11 protein-coding genes are annotated in these 15,177 nt (G+C 72.3%); 2 read left to right on the forward strand and 9 right to left on the reverse strand.

From position 1 onward, the window contains the following. Nucleotides 1–163 precede the first annotated feature (163 nt). Entirely contained in the window at nt 164–1,198 is a 1,035-nt protein-coding gene (locus GA0070216_RS29365) for a ParB N-terminal domain-containing protein (RefSeq protein ID WP_091252897.1), read from the forward strand. Here GA0070216_RS29365 and GA0070216_RS29370 read toward each other — a convergent pair. Next, the gene (locus GA0070216_RS29370) at nt 1,146–2,477 is read right to left on the reverse strand and encodes a cation:proton antiporter (RefSeq protein WP_091252900.1); all 1,332 of its coding nucleotides are present in this window, start codon (nt 2,475–2,477) and stop codon (nt 1,146–1,148) included. The genes GA0070216_RS29365 and GA0070216_RS29370 overlap by 53 nt on opposite strands. A gap of 191 nt (nt 2,478–2,668) precedes the next feature. On the opposite strand from GA0070216_RS29370, the gene GA0070216_RS29375 reads away from it, so the two are divergent. After that, nucleotides 2,669–3,877: a Cmx/CmrA family chloramphenicol efflux MFS transporter gene (locus GA0070216_RS29375; RefSeq protein WP_091252902.1), complete on the forward strand. Its 1,209-nt coding sequence runs from the start codon at nt 2,669–2,671 to the stop codon at nt 3,875–3,877. A 77-nt stretch (nt 3,878–3,954) separates the two neighbouring features. Here GA0070216_RS29375 and GA0070216_RS29380 read toward each other — a convergent pair whose 3' ends face one another. The 8 genes from GA0070216_RS29380 to GA0070216_RS29415 form a co-directional block, all read right to left on the reverse strand. Beyond that, nucleotides 3,955–5,133, reverse strand: a complete 1,179-nt coding sequence (locus GA0070216_RS29380; RefSeq protein ID WP_091252904.1) for a 3-deoxy-7-phosphoheptulonate synthase — start codon at nt 5,131–5,133, stop codon at nt 3,955–3,957. 66 nt (nt 5,134–5,199) lie between these two features. Then, nucleotides 5,200–5,511 (reverse strand): chorismate mutase family protein, encoded by a 312-nt coding sequence (locus GA0070216_RS29385; RefSeq protein ID WP_091252906.1) that lies wholly within the window; start codon nt 5,509–5,511, stop codon nt 5,200–5,202. After that, complete coding sequence (locus GA0070216_RS29390) at nt 5,508–6,416, reverse strand: prephenate dehydrogenase dimerization domain-containing protein (protein WP_245722815.1); 909 nt, start codon at nt 6,414–6,416, stop codon at nt 5,508–5,510. Before GA0070216_RS29390 ends, GA0070216_RS29385 begins: the two co-directional genes overlap by 4 nt. Then, nucleotides 6,410–8,470, reverse strand: a complete 2,061-nt coding sequence (gene pabB, locus GA0070216_RS29395) for an aminodeoxychorismate synthase component I (protein ID WP_091252908.1) — start codon at nt 8,468–8,470, stop codon at nt 6,410–6,412. Before pabB ends, GA0070216_RS29390 begins: the two co-directional genes overlap by 7 nt. 19 nt (nt 8,471–8,489) lie before the next feature. Next, nucleotides 8,490–10,073, reverse strand: coding sequence for an MBL fold metallo-hydrolase (locus tag GA0070216_RS29400; protein ID WP_091252912.1), 1,584 nt, complete (start codon nt 10,071–10,073; stop codon nt 8,490–8,492). A 22-nt stretch (nt 10,074–10,095) separates the two neighbouring features. Next, complete coding sequence (locus GA0070216_RS29405; RefSeq protein WP_218108312.1) at nt 10,096–12,849, reverse strand: AMP-binding protein; 2,754 nt, start codon at nt 12,847–12,849, stop codon at nt 10,096–10,098. After that, nucleotides 12,836–13,978, reverse strand: a complete 1,143-nt coding sequence (locus GA0070216_RS29410; protein WP_091252917.1) for a condensation domain-containing protein — start codon at nt 13,976–13,978, stop codon at nt 12,836–12,838. Before GA0070216_RS29410 ends, GA0070216_RS29405 begins: the two co-directional genes overlap by 14 nt. Beyond that, on the reverse strand, nt 13,975–14,961 hold the full coding sequence (locus GA0070216_RS29415; RefSeq protein WP_091252919.1) for an AurF N-oxygenase family protein: 987 nt from the start codon (nt 14,959–14,961) through the stop codon (nt 13,975–13,977). Before GA0070216_RS29415 ends, GA0070216_RS29410 begins: the two co-directional genes overlap by 4 nt. Nucleotides 14,962–15,177: the final 216 nt, after the last annotated feature.

Consider the following 15,177-nt stretch of genomic DNA (forward strand, 5'->3'; position numbering starts at 1 on the left):
CCCGGTCCGCACGAGCGGGCAACCCAGGCTCCGGAAGCCGCCCGTCCGCGCCAGTGGACGCGTTGACGCCCCAACATTCGCTGACCTAGAGTCACGTTTCGACTACGCTAAGCACCCGGTGGGTGCCGCCTGTCCTCAATGATGTGCATTCCTGGAGGCATTGATGTCCGCATTCTCGGATCAACAGCCGGCGTCGATCGTCGAGATCGACATCCGCACCCTGCTGCCGGCCGACTCACCGCGCTTCGCCATCGACGACGGGCACGCCCGTGCGCTCGCCGAGAGCGCGGCCGAGCTCCCGCCGATCCTGGTGCACCGGGCGACGCTGCGGGTGATCGACGGCATGCACCGGGTGCGGGCGACGGAACTGCGTAATCGGTCCACGATCAGCGCGTGCTGGTTCGAGGGCGACGAGCACGCCGCGTTCCTGCTCGCGGTGGAGACCAACACCCGGCACGGCCTGCCGCTGACGAGCGACGAACGCCGGCAGGCCGCGCTGCGCATCCTGCGGATCAATCCACAGTGGTCGGACCGCAGCATCGCCGAGCGGACCGGCTGGAACGCCACCAGCGTCGGCGTTCTGCGCCGGGAGACCACCGACCCGGACGCCCGGCCGGACGCGCGGGTTGGCCGGGACGGCCGGGTCCGCCCGTCCACCACCGCGGACGGGCGGCGGGTGGCGGCCGAAGTGATCGCGCGTGATCCAGCCGCCTCGCTGCGGGAGATCGCCCGGCAGGCCGGGATCTCGGTGGGCACGGCCCGGGACGTGCGTTTCCGGCTGGCGCAGGGGCGGCCGGTGGTGCCGGACGGCGACCCGGCGGTGGCCGCACCCGCCGACGACCGCAGCGGCGACGAGGCCGCGCAGGACTTCGCCCGCTCGGTCACGCTGTTCGCCGGGCTCCGCAACGACCCCTCGCTGCGGTTCAGCGAGAGCGGCCGGCTCGTGCTGCGCCGTCTGCACACCCAACTGCGGACGACCGAGGAGTGGAAACGCCTCGCCCCGGCCATCCCGCCGCACGGCCGCAGCGCGGTCGCGGAAATCCTGGCCGCCTGCGCCGAGGACCTCAAGGGCATGGCGCAGGAGCTGCGCGTCGAGGCGAACCGGCCGGCGCCCGACGCGGCGCCGCCGGTCCGCCCGCGGTCCGTCAGGGTCGATCGTCCTCGGTCCGGGAGCTGGTCAGTCGCCCGTCCGGCCTGACCGCGGCGCGGTCGCGTTCCGCCCTCGCCCACTCCTCGGCCAGCGCCCGGAGATCCGCATCGACGATCCGGCTCGGGTACGTCCAGCGCAGCAGCGGCGCGGTCATCGCGGTGGTGACCAGCGCCATCACGACCATCAGGGAGTACAGGTCGGTGTCCAGCAGCCCGGCCTGTAGCCCCACCCCGAGGATGATCAGCTCGGTGAGGCCGCGGGTGTTCATCAGGATGCCCAGGGTGGCCGACGACCGGCCGGGCTGGCCCGCGAGCCGCGCGCCGAGGTAGGCGCCGCCCAGCTTGCCGCCGATCGCCACCAGCAGGATCAGGCCCATCTCGCCGACGCCGGTCCAGTCCACCGTGCTCAGATCGACCTTCAGCCCGGCCACCGTGAAGTACGCCGGGAGCAGCACCCAGGTGATCGCCTCGAACCGGCCGGTGACCGCGGCTCGCAGCCGCTCGGTGCCCCGCCGCGGCACGATCGCCCCGGCCAGGAACGCCCCGAAGATGAAGTGCAGCCCGAACCACTCGCTCAACGCCCCGGAGACCAGCAGCAGAACGGTCAGCACGGCCAACGGCGCGGCGCCCGGCCCCCGCTCGCCGGTGCCGGTGCCGCGCGGCTCCCGGGCCACCAGGAACCGGCCGAGCAGCGGGCGCACCACGGTCACCATCACGATCGCGTACGGCAGGACCAGCAGCACCTGCCAGGAACTCTGGCTGCCCGCGATCGTGAGCACGGCCGCGAGCAGCAGCCAGGCGGCGACGTCACCGACCGCGGCGGACGCCATCGCCAGCGCACCGATCCGGGTGTGCTGGATGCCCCGGTCCTTCAGGATCCGGGCCAGCACCGGGAACGCCGTGATCGACATGGCCGCGCCGATGAACAGCAGGAACCCGAGCCGGTCGCCCATCGCGTGCTCGTTCCACAGCCACACCGCCAGCAGCACGCCGAGCCCGAACGAGCAGACCATCGACCCGACCGACACGCCGAACGCGGCGCGCTTGTTGCCGCGCAGCAGCCGATGATCGAGTTCCAGCCCGACCAGGAACATGAACAGCGCGACGCCCAGATAGCCGAGCGTGCTGAGCATCGGCCGGACGTCCGCAGGGAAGATCGTGCCGGAGATCGCGCCGTGGAACAGCGTCGGCCCGAGCAGGATTCCGGCCAGGATCTCGCCCAGCACGGCCGGCTGGCCGAACCGCCGGGCGACGTGTCCGAGCACGTGCGCGAGCCCGAGGACCAACGCCAGACCGGCCATTATCATGGCCGTTTGGTGGGTGGACATGGACACTCCTTCTCGGTGGGTCGAGGGCGCTGCTATGTTGGAGGGCATGTCGAGTCGCGAGGCAGAGAGAATCCAGCCACCGGTGATCCGGTGGCTGAGCGCGTAACCCGCTGACGACCCTGTCGTCGCGTCTCCGTCACGGATCCACCGCATCGCCTTCCGTTTACTGCGATGTTGTTGGAGATCTCTTCATGCCATTCGCCATTTACGTTCTCGGGCTCGCCGTGTTCGCCCAGGGAACGTCGGAATTCATGCTGTCCGGGTTGGTCGAGGCCATGGCCGCCGACCTGGGCGTGTCCATCCCGGCCGTCGGTTCGCTGACCTCGGCCTTCGCCGTCGGCATGATCGTCGGTGCCCCGCTGGTCGCGATGCTGAGCCTGCGGTGGCCGCGCCGCCGGGCGCTGCTGGCCTTCCTCGTCACCTTCCTTCTCGCCCACGTCGTCGGCGCGCTCACCGGCAGCTTCGAGGTCCTGTTCGTCACCCGGGTGATCGCCGCGCTGGCCAACGCCGGTTTCCTCGCCGTCGGCCTGGCGACCGCGGCGGCGATGGCCGGGCCACAGGCCAAGGGCCGGGCCACCTCGGTGCTGCTGAGCGGGGTCACCCTCGCCTGCGTCGCGGGCGTCCCGCTCGGTGCGGTGCTCAGCGAGATGTGGGGCTGGCGGTCCGCGTTCTGGGCCGTCGCGATCATCTCCGCCCCGGCGGTTGTCGCGGTGCTCTGGTCCGTACCGGCGACGCCCGTCGATCTGAACGCCCCCAGCGCCCGGCACGAGTTGCGGGTGCTGCGCTCGCCCCGGCTGATCACCGTTCTGGCTCTCGGTGCGCTGGTCAACGGCGCCACGTTCTGCTCGTTCACCTACCTCTCACCGGTCATCACCAACGTGACCGGGCTGGGCACCAACTGGGTGCCGGCCGCGCTGGCGCTGTTCGGCATCGGATCGTTTGTCGGCGTCAACATCGGCGGCCGGCTGGCCGACACCCGTCCGGGTGAGGCGCTGGCGGTCGGCGGCGCGGCGCTGCTGACCGGCTGGCTGCTGTTCGCGCTCACCGCCGGGAACCCGGTGCTGGCGCTGATCTTCGTGTTCCTCCAGGGCGTTCTCTCGTTCGGTGTGGGTTCCACGCTGATCGCGCAGTCGCTGTACACGGCGTCGAGCGCGCCCACGATGGCCGGCGGTTTCGCCACCGGCGCGCTGAACGTCGGCGCGGCGGCCGGGCCCGCCCTGGGCGGTCTCGCGCTGGCCGCCGACCACGGCTACCGATCGCCGCTGGTGGTGAGCGCCCTGCTGGTGCTCGCCGCGCTGCTGCTGGCCGGGGTGGCCCGCGCCACCGGCGTCACCGGCCGGAACGCCGGCGCCGCGCCCGAGGAGAGCCCGGCCGGAAGCCCGGTGCAGGCAGCTTCCTGACCGGCACCCTCCGATGTGTTCGGTGGTCCGTCCAGCACGCGAGGACGGGCCACCGGCCCGGCACACGCGGCGCATCCTCAGAGCAGCGACAGGAACAGCGCGACCATCTCCGTCGCCTGCCGGGGGTTCAGCCGCGGGTCGCAAGTGGACCGGAAGTCGGTGAACCGGGGCGGCTGCGCCAGCTCCGACACGCACTCGGTGACCGGGTCGGGGGTCAGCTCCAGGTGCAGGCCCGCGGGCCATTCCCGGTGGCGGCGCAGCGTCCGGACGAACGACTCGACCTCGGCGTGCATCCGTTCGACCAAGCGGGTCTTCTGGCCGTTGATCTTCAGGCCGTTGCCGTGCATCGGGTCGCAGAGCCAGACCGCCGGCGAGCCGTGCCGGTGGACCGCCTCGACGACCGGCGGCAGCAGCCGGTCCACGTCCTTCGCGCCGAACCGGACGATGAACGTCAGCCGCCCGGGGATGCCCTCCGGGTTCAGCGACCGGCTCAGCGCGACCGCGTCGTCCGGCGACACCGACGGGCCCAGCTTGACGCCGATCGGGTTGTGCACGGCCCGGCTGAGCGCGACGTGCGCGCCGTCGTGGGCGCGGGTCCGCTCGCCGATCCAGCCGAAATGGGTGGAACCGCTGTACACGCCGTGCGCGCCGAGCCGCACGAGCGGCCGTTCGTACGGCAGCAGCAACAACTCGTGCGAGGTGTAGACCCGTTCCAGGACGGGCCGCTGCGACCAGGACCGCCGGACCTCGTCCAGCACGAGCCGGGAGCACTCGTACGCGGTGAGCAGCCGCCGCGGCTGCGGGGTCCGGCCCACCGGCTCGAACTCCGGCTCGTTCACCGCGTCGCCGCAGTAGCTGGGCATCTGCCGCCGCGAGCCGGTCTCCTCGGTCTCGAACGGCGACGAGCGCGGCTTGCCGTACTGCCCGGCGATCCGGCCGATGGTCACCGCGGGCAGCCCGCTGCCGGACCGCATGATCGCGGCCAGGCCCTGCAGGTTGTCCACCTTCTGCCGGACCAGTTCCGGTACGGCCTCGTGGAAGCGCTCCGCGCAGTCACCGCCCTGGAGCAGCAGCGCCGAACCGCGGGCGACCAGATCCATCCCGCCGGTCAGCTCGACGATCTCCGGCTCGGTGGCGAGCACGGGCCGCTCAGTCAGCTCCCGTTCCGCCTCCTCCAGCGCCACCGGATCCGGCCAGTGGGGCTGTTGCGCCGCGCTCCGCCCGGTCAGGGTGGTGAGCGTCGTGGTCGCGGTCATCGTGTGTTCCCCTCCGCCCGCCGTGCGAGGTCGCCGGCCGGGCTGTCGTCGGTGGTCGTACGGGGATCAGCGACGGCCCTCGGCGGCCGGTAGCTCCCGGCTCATCTCGGCGTCCTCCACGCGGCACATCTCGGCGATGATCGCGTCGTACAGGTTGGCCAGGAACGCCTGGTCCAGGCCGTGTTCGGCGGCGTACCGGGCGGCACGCTCCTTGACCAGGCCGATCCGGCCGGGCTGCATCATCGGTACGTCGTGCCGGGACTTGGCCCGGGCGATGCGCACGCCGCAGTCGAGGCGGCGGCGCAGCGTGTCCAGCAGCGTCCCGTCCAGGACGTCGAGTTCCGCGCGCAGCCGGTGCAGCTCGTCATGCTCGGTCATCGGTCCGTCTCGCCTTCCTCATCGGTGCGGTGGATGGTGCGGAACAGCTCCCGACAGCGCTCCTGCTGCGCCGCCAGCTCGGGGCCCAGCAGCTCGCGCAGCCGCGCGAAGACGCCGTCCATCCCGGCCGGGTCGCCGCCGGTGAGCGCGCTGAGCCCGGCCAGCGAGTCGGCGAGCGCCGCGCGGGCCGGCGCCGCGCCCGGGTTGGCCGACTGGATCTCGCCGTAGACCTCGGGACGGCCGCCGAGCACCCGGGCCAGCAGCGCGAGCAGCACCCGGTGCGTCGGCGGCGCGGTGGCCACCAGCGTGCGGACGTCCACGTCCAGCCGCGACAGGGCCAGCCCGAACGCGAGGATCACCGCGTGGGTCAGGGCCTGGGTGGCCGCGGTCGTCCGGTCGTGCTCCGCCGCGGTGAACCGCACCGGGCGCCCGCCGCCGTGCTCGACCAGCCGCAGCAGCGCGGCGACGCCGGGCCCGTCCCGGGTGACCACGGCGGCCACCGGGCGGCCGGTCATCCCGGCGGCGGGCGCGAACATCGGGTTGAGCCCGACGTGCTCGACGCCGGGGGCGCGGGCGGCGAGTTCGGCGGCCATCCCGGTCCGGACCGACAGCGTGTCGGCGAGCAGCGCGTCCGGGCGCATCAGCCGGGTCACCGGCCCGACCGCCCGGATCGCCACCGCCTCGTGCACGGCCAGTAGCACGAGGTCCGCCTCGGCCAGCGCCGCCGCCAGCTCGGGACCGGGCGCGGTGACGTCGGCCCGCAGGCACTCGCCGGGCTGCTCCGACGGCGGTGCGACGTCCACGACCAGCGTGTCGCTGCCCGCCGCCCGGAGCAGGCCGGTGAACATGCCGCCCACCGCCCCGCTTCCGCCGACGACGACGCTGCGGGCGAACTCGGTCAGCACGCGTCCGCCACCGTGGTGCTGTCCAGTGCGGACACCATCGCACGGGCCTTGACCACCGTCTCGGTGAACTCCTCCTCCTGGTCGGAGAGCGAGACGATCGCGCCGCCGACACCGAACTCGGCCTGCCCGGCGGCCAGCACGATGGTCCGGATGATGATGCTGAGATCGGCGGCGCCGCTCAGCGCGAACCAGCCGAGCGCGCCGGAGTAGACGCCGCGCGGGCCGTCCTCCAGCCGGTCGATGATCTCCATGGTGCGTTTCTTCGGTGCGCCGGTCATCGAGCCGCCCGGGAACGCCGCCCGGACGCAGGCCGACGTGCTCGTGCCGGGTCGCAGCCGGCCCCGGATCGTCGAGACCAGCTGGTGCACCGGCGCGTACGTCTCCACCTCGAACAGCCGGGGCACGTGGACCGAGCCGATCGCGCAGACGCTGTTCAGGTCGTTGCGGACCAGGTCCACGATCATCAGGTTCTCGGCGCGGTCCTTCTCTCGCCCGGCCAGGTCCGCGCGGAGCATCTCGTCCTCCTCGGACGTACCGCCGCGGGGTCTGGTGCCCTTGATCGGTTTGGACTCCACGCCGCCGGCCGCATCGATGGTGAGGAACCGCTCCGGCGACGCGCTGAGCACCGCCAGCTCGGGGAACTCCAGCAGCGCGCCGTACGGCACCGGGCTGATCGCCCGCAGCGACGAGTAGAGCGGCAGGGCCGCCGCCTCGGTCGGGGTGGTGACCATGTTGGTCAGGCAGATCTCGTACGACTCCCCGTTGCGGATCTCCCGCAGGCACTCGTCGATCCGCTTGAGATAGGCGTCCTTGTTCAGGCGGGCCGTCGCGTCCGGCCCGAAACCGGCGGCCTGCTCGGACGCGCCGAACGCCACCGCGGGCGTCTGGTCCGCCGGTGCGTGCCCGGCCAGCGCGGTGAGCGCCGCGGCGGTCTCGGCCAGCCAGGCCCGTGCGCCGTCGTCGTGCCCGCGGCGGTCCAGGGCCAGCAGGTAGCAGCAGCCGTCGTGGTGGTCCAGGACGATCGCGCGGTCGGCGAACAGCAGCGCGGCGTCCGGGTGCGGCGAGCGGTGCGCGGGTTCGCCGCCGGTCTCGGCCTTCAGCTCGTACCCGAGATAACCGACGTAGCCCAGGTTGAACTCGAACGGCAGGCCCGGTATGGCCGGCACCCGCCGCAGGTCGAGCTGTTCCTCCAGGTAGGAGAAGAACGGGCGGCGGAGCTCGGTGGTGGCGCCGGCGGAGTCCCGGACCCGGACCACGCCGTCGGTGACCCGGTAGGTGACGTACTCGGCGAGCGGGCCGCGGTCGTCGCCGAGGAACGAGAAGCGGGAGGCGCCGTCCAGGACGGCGCTGCTGTCCAGCCAGAACGACGCGCCGGAGCCGGGCAGGCAGGCGCGGCGCACCTCCTCGGCGTCCGGCAGCTCGTCCACCCGGCGTACGCGGACGTCGTACGACGGTGCCGTCGCGCCGCTCCGCGCCCGGTTGTGCGCGACGGCCAGGTCGCGGAAGTTGGCGATGATCTCGCGGCCGAAGTCGCTGCCGATCGACTCCGGGTGGAACTGGACGCCCCACAGCGGCTTCTCGCGATGCCGCAGCCCCATCACCACGCCGTCGTCGCTCCAGGCCAGCGGTTCCAGCTCGGCGGGCAGGTCGGTGGCGGCCAGCGAGTGATAGCGCACCGCGACGAACGGCGACGGCAGGCCGCGGAACACGTCCTCGCCGGTGTGCCGCACCTCGGAGATCCGGCCGTGCATCGGTTCCGGCGCCAGGCCGATGATCCCGCCGAAGAACTGGGCGATGCCCTGGTGGCCGAGGCAGACGCCGAGGACGGGCAGGCCGCTCTCGGCGATCGCCCGGCGGCTGATGCCGAAGTCCCGCGACCGCTCCGGTGTGCCGGGGCCCGGCGACACCACGATCGCGTCGAAGCTGTCGAGCGGCAGGCGGGACCAGTCGGCGTCGTTCGGCACCACGACCGGCGGCTGCCCGGTCGCCTCACCGATGTACTGGTACAGGTTGAAGGTGAACGAGTCGTAGTTGTTGATCAGAAGAGTGCGCACGGAGGAGGCACCTCGTCTCTCAGATGGGCAGCGTCCGGCGCAGGTGCAGCCGCTCGGCGGTGCCACCCTTGTCCCGGACGTGCTGCACGAGAAGATCGCTGTCCACGATGGCCGGATGGCTTTCGTCGTAGTCGATGGCCATCACGATGCCCATCCACGGTTCGAGGCCCATCGCGTAGACGTAGACCGAGCCGGGCTCCAGCGTCTCGACGATCTCCCGGGCCTGCGGGAAGTTGGAACCGTTCAGGCGGCGGCTCTGGTCGGTACGGCGGTCCAGCGGTTCGCCGTACAGCGGGCCGTAGATCCAGCTGGCCGCCGCGCCGGTGCTCTCCATGCCGATGAACACGGTGTCCACCGGGCCGATCACCTCGGCGACCTTCGCATACATGGTCGGAGCGATGTTCGTGGAGTCGGCGGCGAACAGCACCGAGCGCTCGCCGAACCGCAGCAACCAGCCGGTCTTGCTGCGGATGCGCAGGTCGCCGTGCTCGCCCAGGAATGGCAGCGCGACCACCTCGGCGGAACCGCAGGGCAGCGTCTCCAGGTCGTCCACCTCGACGACGTCGCGGAAGCCGAGCCGCCGCAGGATGCCGCCCAGCCCTGGGTCCACCAGGCTGGCATTGGAGGAGCGCGGCACCAGGACCCGGCCGACCCGGTGCCGGATGCGCAGCAGGGTCTCGAACAGCATGTGGTCCTGGTGGTTGTGGGTGATCAGCAGGTGGTCGATGCGGTCCGGCAGGTCGGCGAAGGTGAACCGGCCCGGCGCGCCACCGGGATACCCGGCGTAGCTCAGCACCGGGTCCACCAGGAACGTCGTGCCCTCGTACCGGGCGAACACGCAGGCGTGGCCGGCGTATTCGAGGACGTCGTCGCCGGCCGGTGGCCCGGCCGGTTCCGGCGCCGGCTCGAAGTACGCCCGGAACCGCCCGGCCCGCTCGCCGTGCAGCCCGAGCCGCGCCGCCAACTCGTCCAGTTCGTCCGCGGTCAGGTTCCCGCGGAAGATCGTGTCGAGCAGCGGGGAGTTCAGCGGTACGTCGATCAGCAGCTGGTCCGGTGTGTACTCCAGCATCGGCGTGGTGAGCGCAAACTCCCGGGCGTCCTCGGTGATCGGCCGGAGCCGCACCTGCTGCCAGGATTCGTCGTAGTACTCGGACGCGTACATCAGCGGTTCGATGAACCGGTAGTCGGCGGTGCGGTTGTCCCGCCCGTAGAACACCTCCACCCGTCCGGCCAGCGGACGCGGCAGCTCCTGGTAGACGTCGTCGAGGCATTCGCCGCGCCGCCGGGGCAGGATCTCCTCCTCCAGCTGCCGGATCGCCTCGAACAGCTCGTCCAGCCGTTCCCGCCGGGGTGCGGTCTCCCGGTACCAGTCCCGGATGGCGTCGTGGTGCTCGTGGGCGTGAATCCACGGGCCGCCGTGCATCCGGCGCTGGCGGACCGCCGTCGCGTGGACCTGCGGATTGTCGAGGTAGCTCTCGACGATCCGGGTGAACCGGTTGTGGGCGAACCGGGCGAGGACCTGCGGCGGCAGCAGGTACGACCAGCCGTACCACCCGGCGATGACCGGTTCGGCCGCGACGTTCTGACGTAGCGAGTAGCGCATGGTGACAGCCGCTCCGTTCCGGTCAGCGCCGCGACGACGCGTGGACTGAGCCGAGCAACCGGCCGAGGATGTCGTGCTCGACCTCGCGGTGAGCGGTGGGCCAGCCCGGTCCGCTCAGCGCCGCCTGCATGGCGGCCAGCAGCGGCGGCGAAACCTCGCCGCCGGCGCGGACCCGCTCGAACCACTCCGCCGGTTCCACCACGTCGGCCGCCGTCAGCCCGGCGTGCGCCAGCAGCTCACCGAGGGGGTACGTCCGGTGGACCACGACCGCGGACCGGGCGTCCGGACCGGGCCCGATGCCCGCCAGCAGCGTCCCGGCCAGCGTGCCGACGTCGCAGACCGGCACGTGCCCGGTGATCCGGGGCATCACGCCGACCCGGCGCGCGGTCCCGATCAGCGCGGTGAACCAGTCGTCCTTCAGGTGGTCGTGATCCTCCGGCCGGTGCCCGTAGACCAGGCCGGGCCGGTAGTGGGCGACCGCGCAGCCGAGGCCGGCCAGGGTGTTCACGTGCTCCTCGGCGATCAGTTTGGACCGCGAGTACGGGTCTCCGGCCGCGGTCAGCGCCGCCGCCGACAGCGGCCCGAACTCGCGCCCCGCCGAGGCGGCCGACAGGAACGCGAACGACCGGGCGCCCAGCGCCGCCGCGCCGCGGACCACCAGCGTGGTGTTGCGCACGCTGCCGGTCAGGTGGCTGTCCAGCGGCAGCAGGTGGTTGACCTGGTAACCGCAGTGCAGCACCGCGTCGAGCGCCGGTCCACGCCGCCGGTCAATCCACTGTTCCAGCTCGGCGTAGGTGATCGCCCGCACCCGGGCGTAGTCGGCCGCGGCCCGGCCGAACCGGGCCCGATGCCCGGTGAGCACCCGCTCCGGGTCGCCGGTGGCGACCACCAGCACGCCGCGACCGGCGGTGAGCAGCCGGTCGAGCACGTGCCCGCCGATGAACCCGGACGCGCCGGTGAGCAGCACCGCCCGGTCTCCGATCGCGGGGTCCGGATCGTGCCGGGTGTCCCGGCGCAGCGTCGGCAGCTCGGCGCGCAGGGCGTCGCGGTCCCGCTCGACCCGGTGCAGCAGCGTCTCCGCCGGGGAGGCCGCCGCAGCGACGGTCCCACCGCCCAGATGCCGGACGAACGTGGCCGGTACGAAGTCGTAGTCCATTGCGGCGAACGCGGCCTCGACGGCATGCTCGCCGTGCGCCTCGGAGAGCTTGACCTGGATCTGGATCATGGCGAGCGAGCTGCCGCCCGCGTCGAAGATGGACGTCTCCGGGTCGATCTCCCGGCCCAGGACGGCGGTCACCACGCCGAGCACCTGCGCCAGGACGGCCGCGTCCGCGTCGTCCTCCGCCGGTGCCGGGGTGTCGAGCCGGTCCCGCAGCGCGTTGCGGTCCACCTTGCCGCCCGGGGTCAGCGGCAGCTCGCCGGTCAGCACGACGTGGTCGGGCGCCTCCCAGACCGGCACCAGGCCGCGGATGCGGGCCATCAGCGATTCCGGGGTGTCCGCGCCCTCGCCGGTGGTGACCAGCAGGATCGTCTCGTCCCGCCGGATCAGCGCCACGTCGCGGCCCAGATGCCGGGCGAGCAGCGACTCGACGTGCGCCAGGTTCACCCGGTGGCCGAGGCGTTTGATCTGCTCGTCGTTGCGCCCGACGTAGGCGAGCCGGCCGTCGGGCGCCAGGGTCACCACGTCGCCGGTGGCGTAGGCGGGGGAGCCCTCGTACGTCCGGAACACGTCGTTCTCGGTTCCGGTCGCCCCGGCGTAGCCCAGCGCGACGCCGTCGCCGACGATGATCAGCTCGCCTGTGCCCGCGGTGGCGTACGCGCCGGTCTCCGGGTCGCGGACGACGGCCCGGAAACCGTCGTTCGGGGTGCCGATCGTGTTCTCGAACTCGGTCAGCTCGGCCAGCGAGAAGCAGACGGTGGCCTCGGTCGGGCCGTACGCGTTGAACACCCGGCCGTGCCGGGCCGCCTCGCGGTACTCGTTCTCGCCCAGCGCCTCCCCGCAGAACTGCACCTTGCGGATGCGCCCGCGGGCCGCCGCGTCGAGCCGCGCGTAGACCGACGGCGGGATCATCGCCAGGTCGGCGCCGTGCGCGGCCAGGTGCCGCGAGACGGAACCCAGCCAGGAGACCCCGTCCTGAGCCGGTACGACGAGGGTGGCGCCGGCGTACAACGCGCCGAGGATCTCGGTGATCGACGCGTCGAACGAGAGCGACCCGAACTGCAGGACGTCGTCGTCCGGAGTGATGTCGAGCCGCCGCCGCAGCGACCGGCACAGGTTGAGCAGCCCGCCGTGCCCGACGTCCACGAGCTTGGGGTTGCCGGTCGAGCCGGAGGTGAAGATGGAGTACGCGACCCGGGACCGGGTCGTCTCACCGGCCGGCGCTGCCTCGGCGGGCCAGCCCACGTCACCGGCGTGCAGCGCGGCGATCCCGGCCCGCTCGGCCCGCAGCAGCGCAGCCCGGTCGAAGCAGACCAGCAGGCCCGCCTCGGCGACCCGGGCGAACTCGACGAACCGGTCGGCGGGCAGGCCGGGGTTCATCGGCGTGTACACGCCGTGGCTGCGCATCACGGCGAGCGCCCAGACCGTGGCCTCGATCGTGTGCTCCCCGGCGACCAGGACCCGGCGTCCGGGCGGGCACTCACGGCCGATCCGGGCGGCGAGCGCGCCCGTGACCCGGTCGAGTTCCTGGTAGGTCCAGCTACGCCCGGCGGTCCGCAGCGCGGTCCGGTCGCGATGCCGCCGGAAGAGGTCGGTCAACAGGTCAGGGAGTTCCACCACTTGCTCCTATTCGCTGCTCAAGTCGGTAAAGGACGTCGGTCGCGGTGCCCGGGGAGAGGAAGCCCGGCTTGTACTGCATCCGCAGCAGGGGCGGGCCCGGCCAGGACCGGTCGGCGAGGAACTTGAGATCCTCGAAGACGCGGGCGCTGCGGACCGGTATCCAGCGCCACCGGCCGGGCTCGGGGCGCATGAACGTGGTGTCGGAGACGACGATCCGGGGCATCCGGCCGCGGGTGAACGCGCGGGCCAGGGCGCCGATGCCGGACATCGTGAACCGGCCCAGCGCCTCCTGCGCCTCCCGGGTCTTCGCGAAGTGCTCCGGCGTGTACTGCGCCGCGTCACCGGCCCGGACGACGAGCGGCTTGATCTCGACGTAGTAGCCGCCCTTCGTGGCGAAATCCCAGCGGGAGTACGGGTACTGGAGGATCAGGCCGCCGCCCAGGACCGGGAGCAGCGCATCGGTGACCGCGCTGAGCAGCTCGTCGAACGTGACGCCCGCGCGCAGCGGCAGCCACCGTTCGTCCGACGCGGAGATCGTCGGGATGCCCTTGCGGCCCGGTTCGGGCAGGTCGCCGAGGGCCCGGACCACCTCGTCCGGGTCGGCGGCGGGCAGCGCGGCGTACTGCCGGACGGTCCGCTCGTGGTGGCGGTACCGGGAGCCGGGGCGGCCCGGCGGTTCGTCGCCGCGCAGCCAGGCCCGGACGTGCCGGAGCAGGTCAACGACGTCGGTGCCGTCCACGATCAGATGGCTGAACTTGACGAACACCACGTACTCGCCGTCACCGGCGGACCAGAGCGCGAGGTGCGCCGCCTCGTCGAGCCGCAGCGGGTGGCTGTTGTGATAGCCGGTGACCAGCTCCGCCGGGTCGCCGATGACCGGTTCCGGCCGCGGCGCGAACGTGACCACCACGTCCCGTTCGGCGACCTCGACCAGGTCGGCCAGCGCCCGGGTCAGCCCGAGCCGGGTGACCAGATCCCGCCAACCGGCCGCGTCCGCCGCGCGGGCCGGATCGACGGTCCCGGCGAAGGCGGTGCACGGGTTGACGTCGCAGTCCATGCCGAGGTCCGCGAGGAAGCTGTAGATGTCGCGGACGGCGGTCGCGCCGGGCCGCAGGCGGGTGGTCATCGGGCCTCCGTCGTGCCCCAGCCGAACTCGACCTGGTCGAGAACGTCCATCTCGGACAGCAGCGTGTGGATGCCGGAGTGGTCCTGCACCAGGTGGGTGCCGCCCTGCTCCTCACGCACCTCGGCGGCGGCACTCTCCCAGCCCGGTACCCGTTCGAACGCGGCGATCGTCTCCCAGGTGGTGAAGTCGGGGGCGACGAACGCCTCCAGCCCGGCCACCACCGTGCCGAGCAGGAACCGGCGCCGGTCCGCCGGCAGCGCCTCGTAGACCTGCTTCATCATCTCGCCGGAGATCGAGGCGTGGCAGTACTCGTCGCGGTTGTGCAGCCTCACCGTGGTCGAGTTGACCACCTGGATCTGCTGGTCGTCCGCGAGCAGGTCCAGGTACGCGTTGATCGAGATCTCGGCGACCGTGGCGAAGCCCAGCGTGGTCAGGCTCCGCTGCCACGGTTCGGTGCAGCGGTCCAGGTGCGCCTGGTGGATCTGGGTGATGTGCGAGTCCGGCAGCACGCGGTCGGCGAAGTCGCCGCGGCGCATCCGACGGGTCACCGCGCTGCCGTTGATGTGCATCAGCGTGTGGTACTGCTCGTCCACCATCGCCTGCGCCACAGCCAGCTCCAGGTCCTGACCGCCGAGGCCCGGGTACGCGCCGCCGATGACCAGTTCGAACGCCGGGTTGGCGATCCGCTGCTCGATCAGCACGGTGTTCCGGTTGTACGCGACCCAGCCCCAGCTCAGCAGCCGCGAGCGGGCCTCGTCGGACAGCTGCTCCCAGATCGGGTGCGCCCGGAACGGGACCATGTCGTCGCGGAAGTCCGGTCGGGCGTGGTCGAACAGCGCGTACACGTCCGGCTCGTCGCGTTTCACTGCGGCCCGCCGGTGCCAGTTGCCGACGAGCCGTTTGATGACGGCGTTCTCGGCGGGGTCGTCCGGGTCGAATGCCGGCAGCTGGCCGATCCGGACATGCCCTTCGTCGTCACGCACGACTGCTCCCGTCTCCTCTTTTCTTTGCGTCCGTCCCTTCTGGTCCGGCGCCTTTCGCAGTCTGGGCATATCGATTGCCGCTCGCAAGGGTGTGCAGATCAACGCGGGTGTTCAACTGAAAGAACAGGACAGTTGCACGCGCGATTTCTCCGGCATGAACAGCCTTGTGTGCGCTCCGGGACGTCTGACATAAAGATCCAGGCGCCGGACGGGACA

The sequence above is a fragment of the Micromonospora matsumotoense genome, from assembly GCF_900091525.1.
Taxonomy (GTDB): domain Bacteria; phylum Actinomycetota; class Actinomycetes; order Mycobacteriales; family Micromonosporaceae; genus Micromonospora; species Micromonospora matsumotoensis.

What these genes read in the sequence shown, in the direction of transcription:
- GA0070216_RS29365 (WP_091252897.1), top strand. Translation starts at nt 164, where the DNA reads ATGTCCGCATTCTCGGATCAACAGCCGGCGTCGATCGTCGAGATCGAC.
- GA0070216_RS29370 (WP_091252900.1), bottom strand. Translation starts at nt 2,477, where the DNA reads ATGTCCACCCACCAAACGGCCATGATAATGGCCGGTCTGGCGTTGGTC.
- GA0070216_RS29375 (WP_091252902.1), top strand. Translation starts at nt 2,669, where the DNA reads ATGCCATTCGCCATTTACGTTCTCGGGCTCGCCGTGTTCGCCCAGGGA.
- GA0070216_RS29380 (WP_091252904.1), bottom strand. Translation starts at nt 5,133, where the DNA reads ATGACCGCGACCACGACGCTCACCACCCTGACCGGGCGGAGCGCGGCG.
- GA0070216_RS29385 (WP_091252906.1), bottom strand. Translation starts at nt 5,511, where the DNA reads ATGACCGAGCATGACGAGCTGCACCGGCTGCGCGCGGAACTCGACGTC.
- GA0070216_RS29400 (WP_091252912.1), bottom strand. Translation starts at nt 10,073, where the DNA reads ATGCGCTACTCGCTACGTCAGAACGTCGCGGCCGAACCGGTCATCGCC.
- GA0070216_RS29410 (WP_091252917.1), bottom strand. Translation starts at nt 13,978, where the DNA reads ATGACCACCCGCCTGCGGCCCGGCGCGACCGCCGTCCGCGACATCTAC.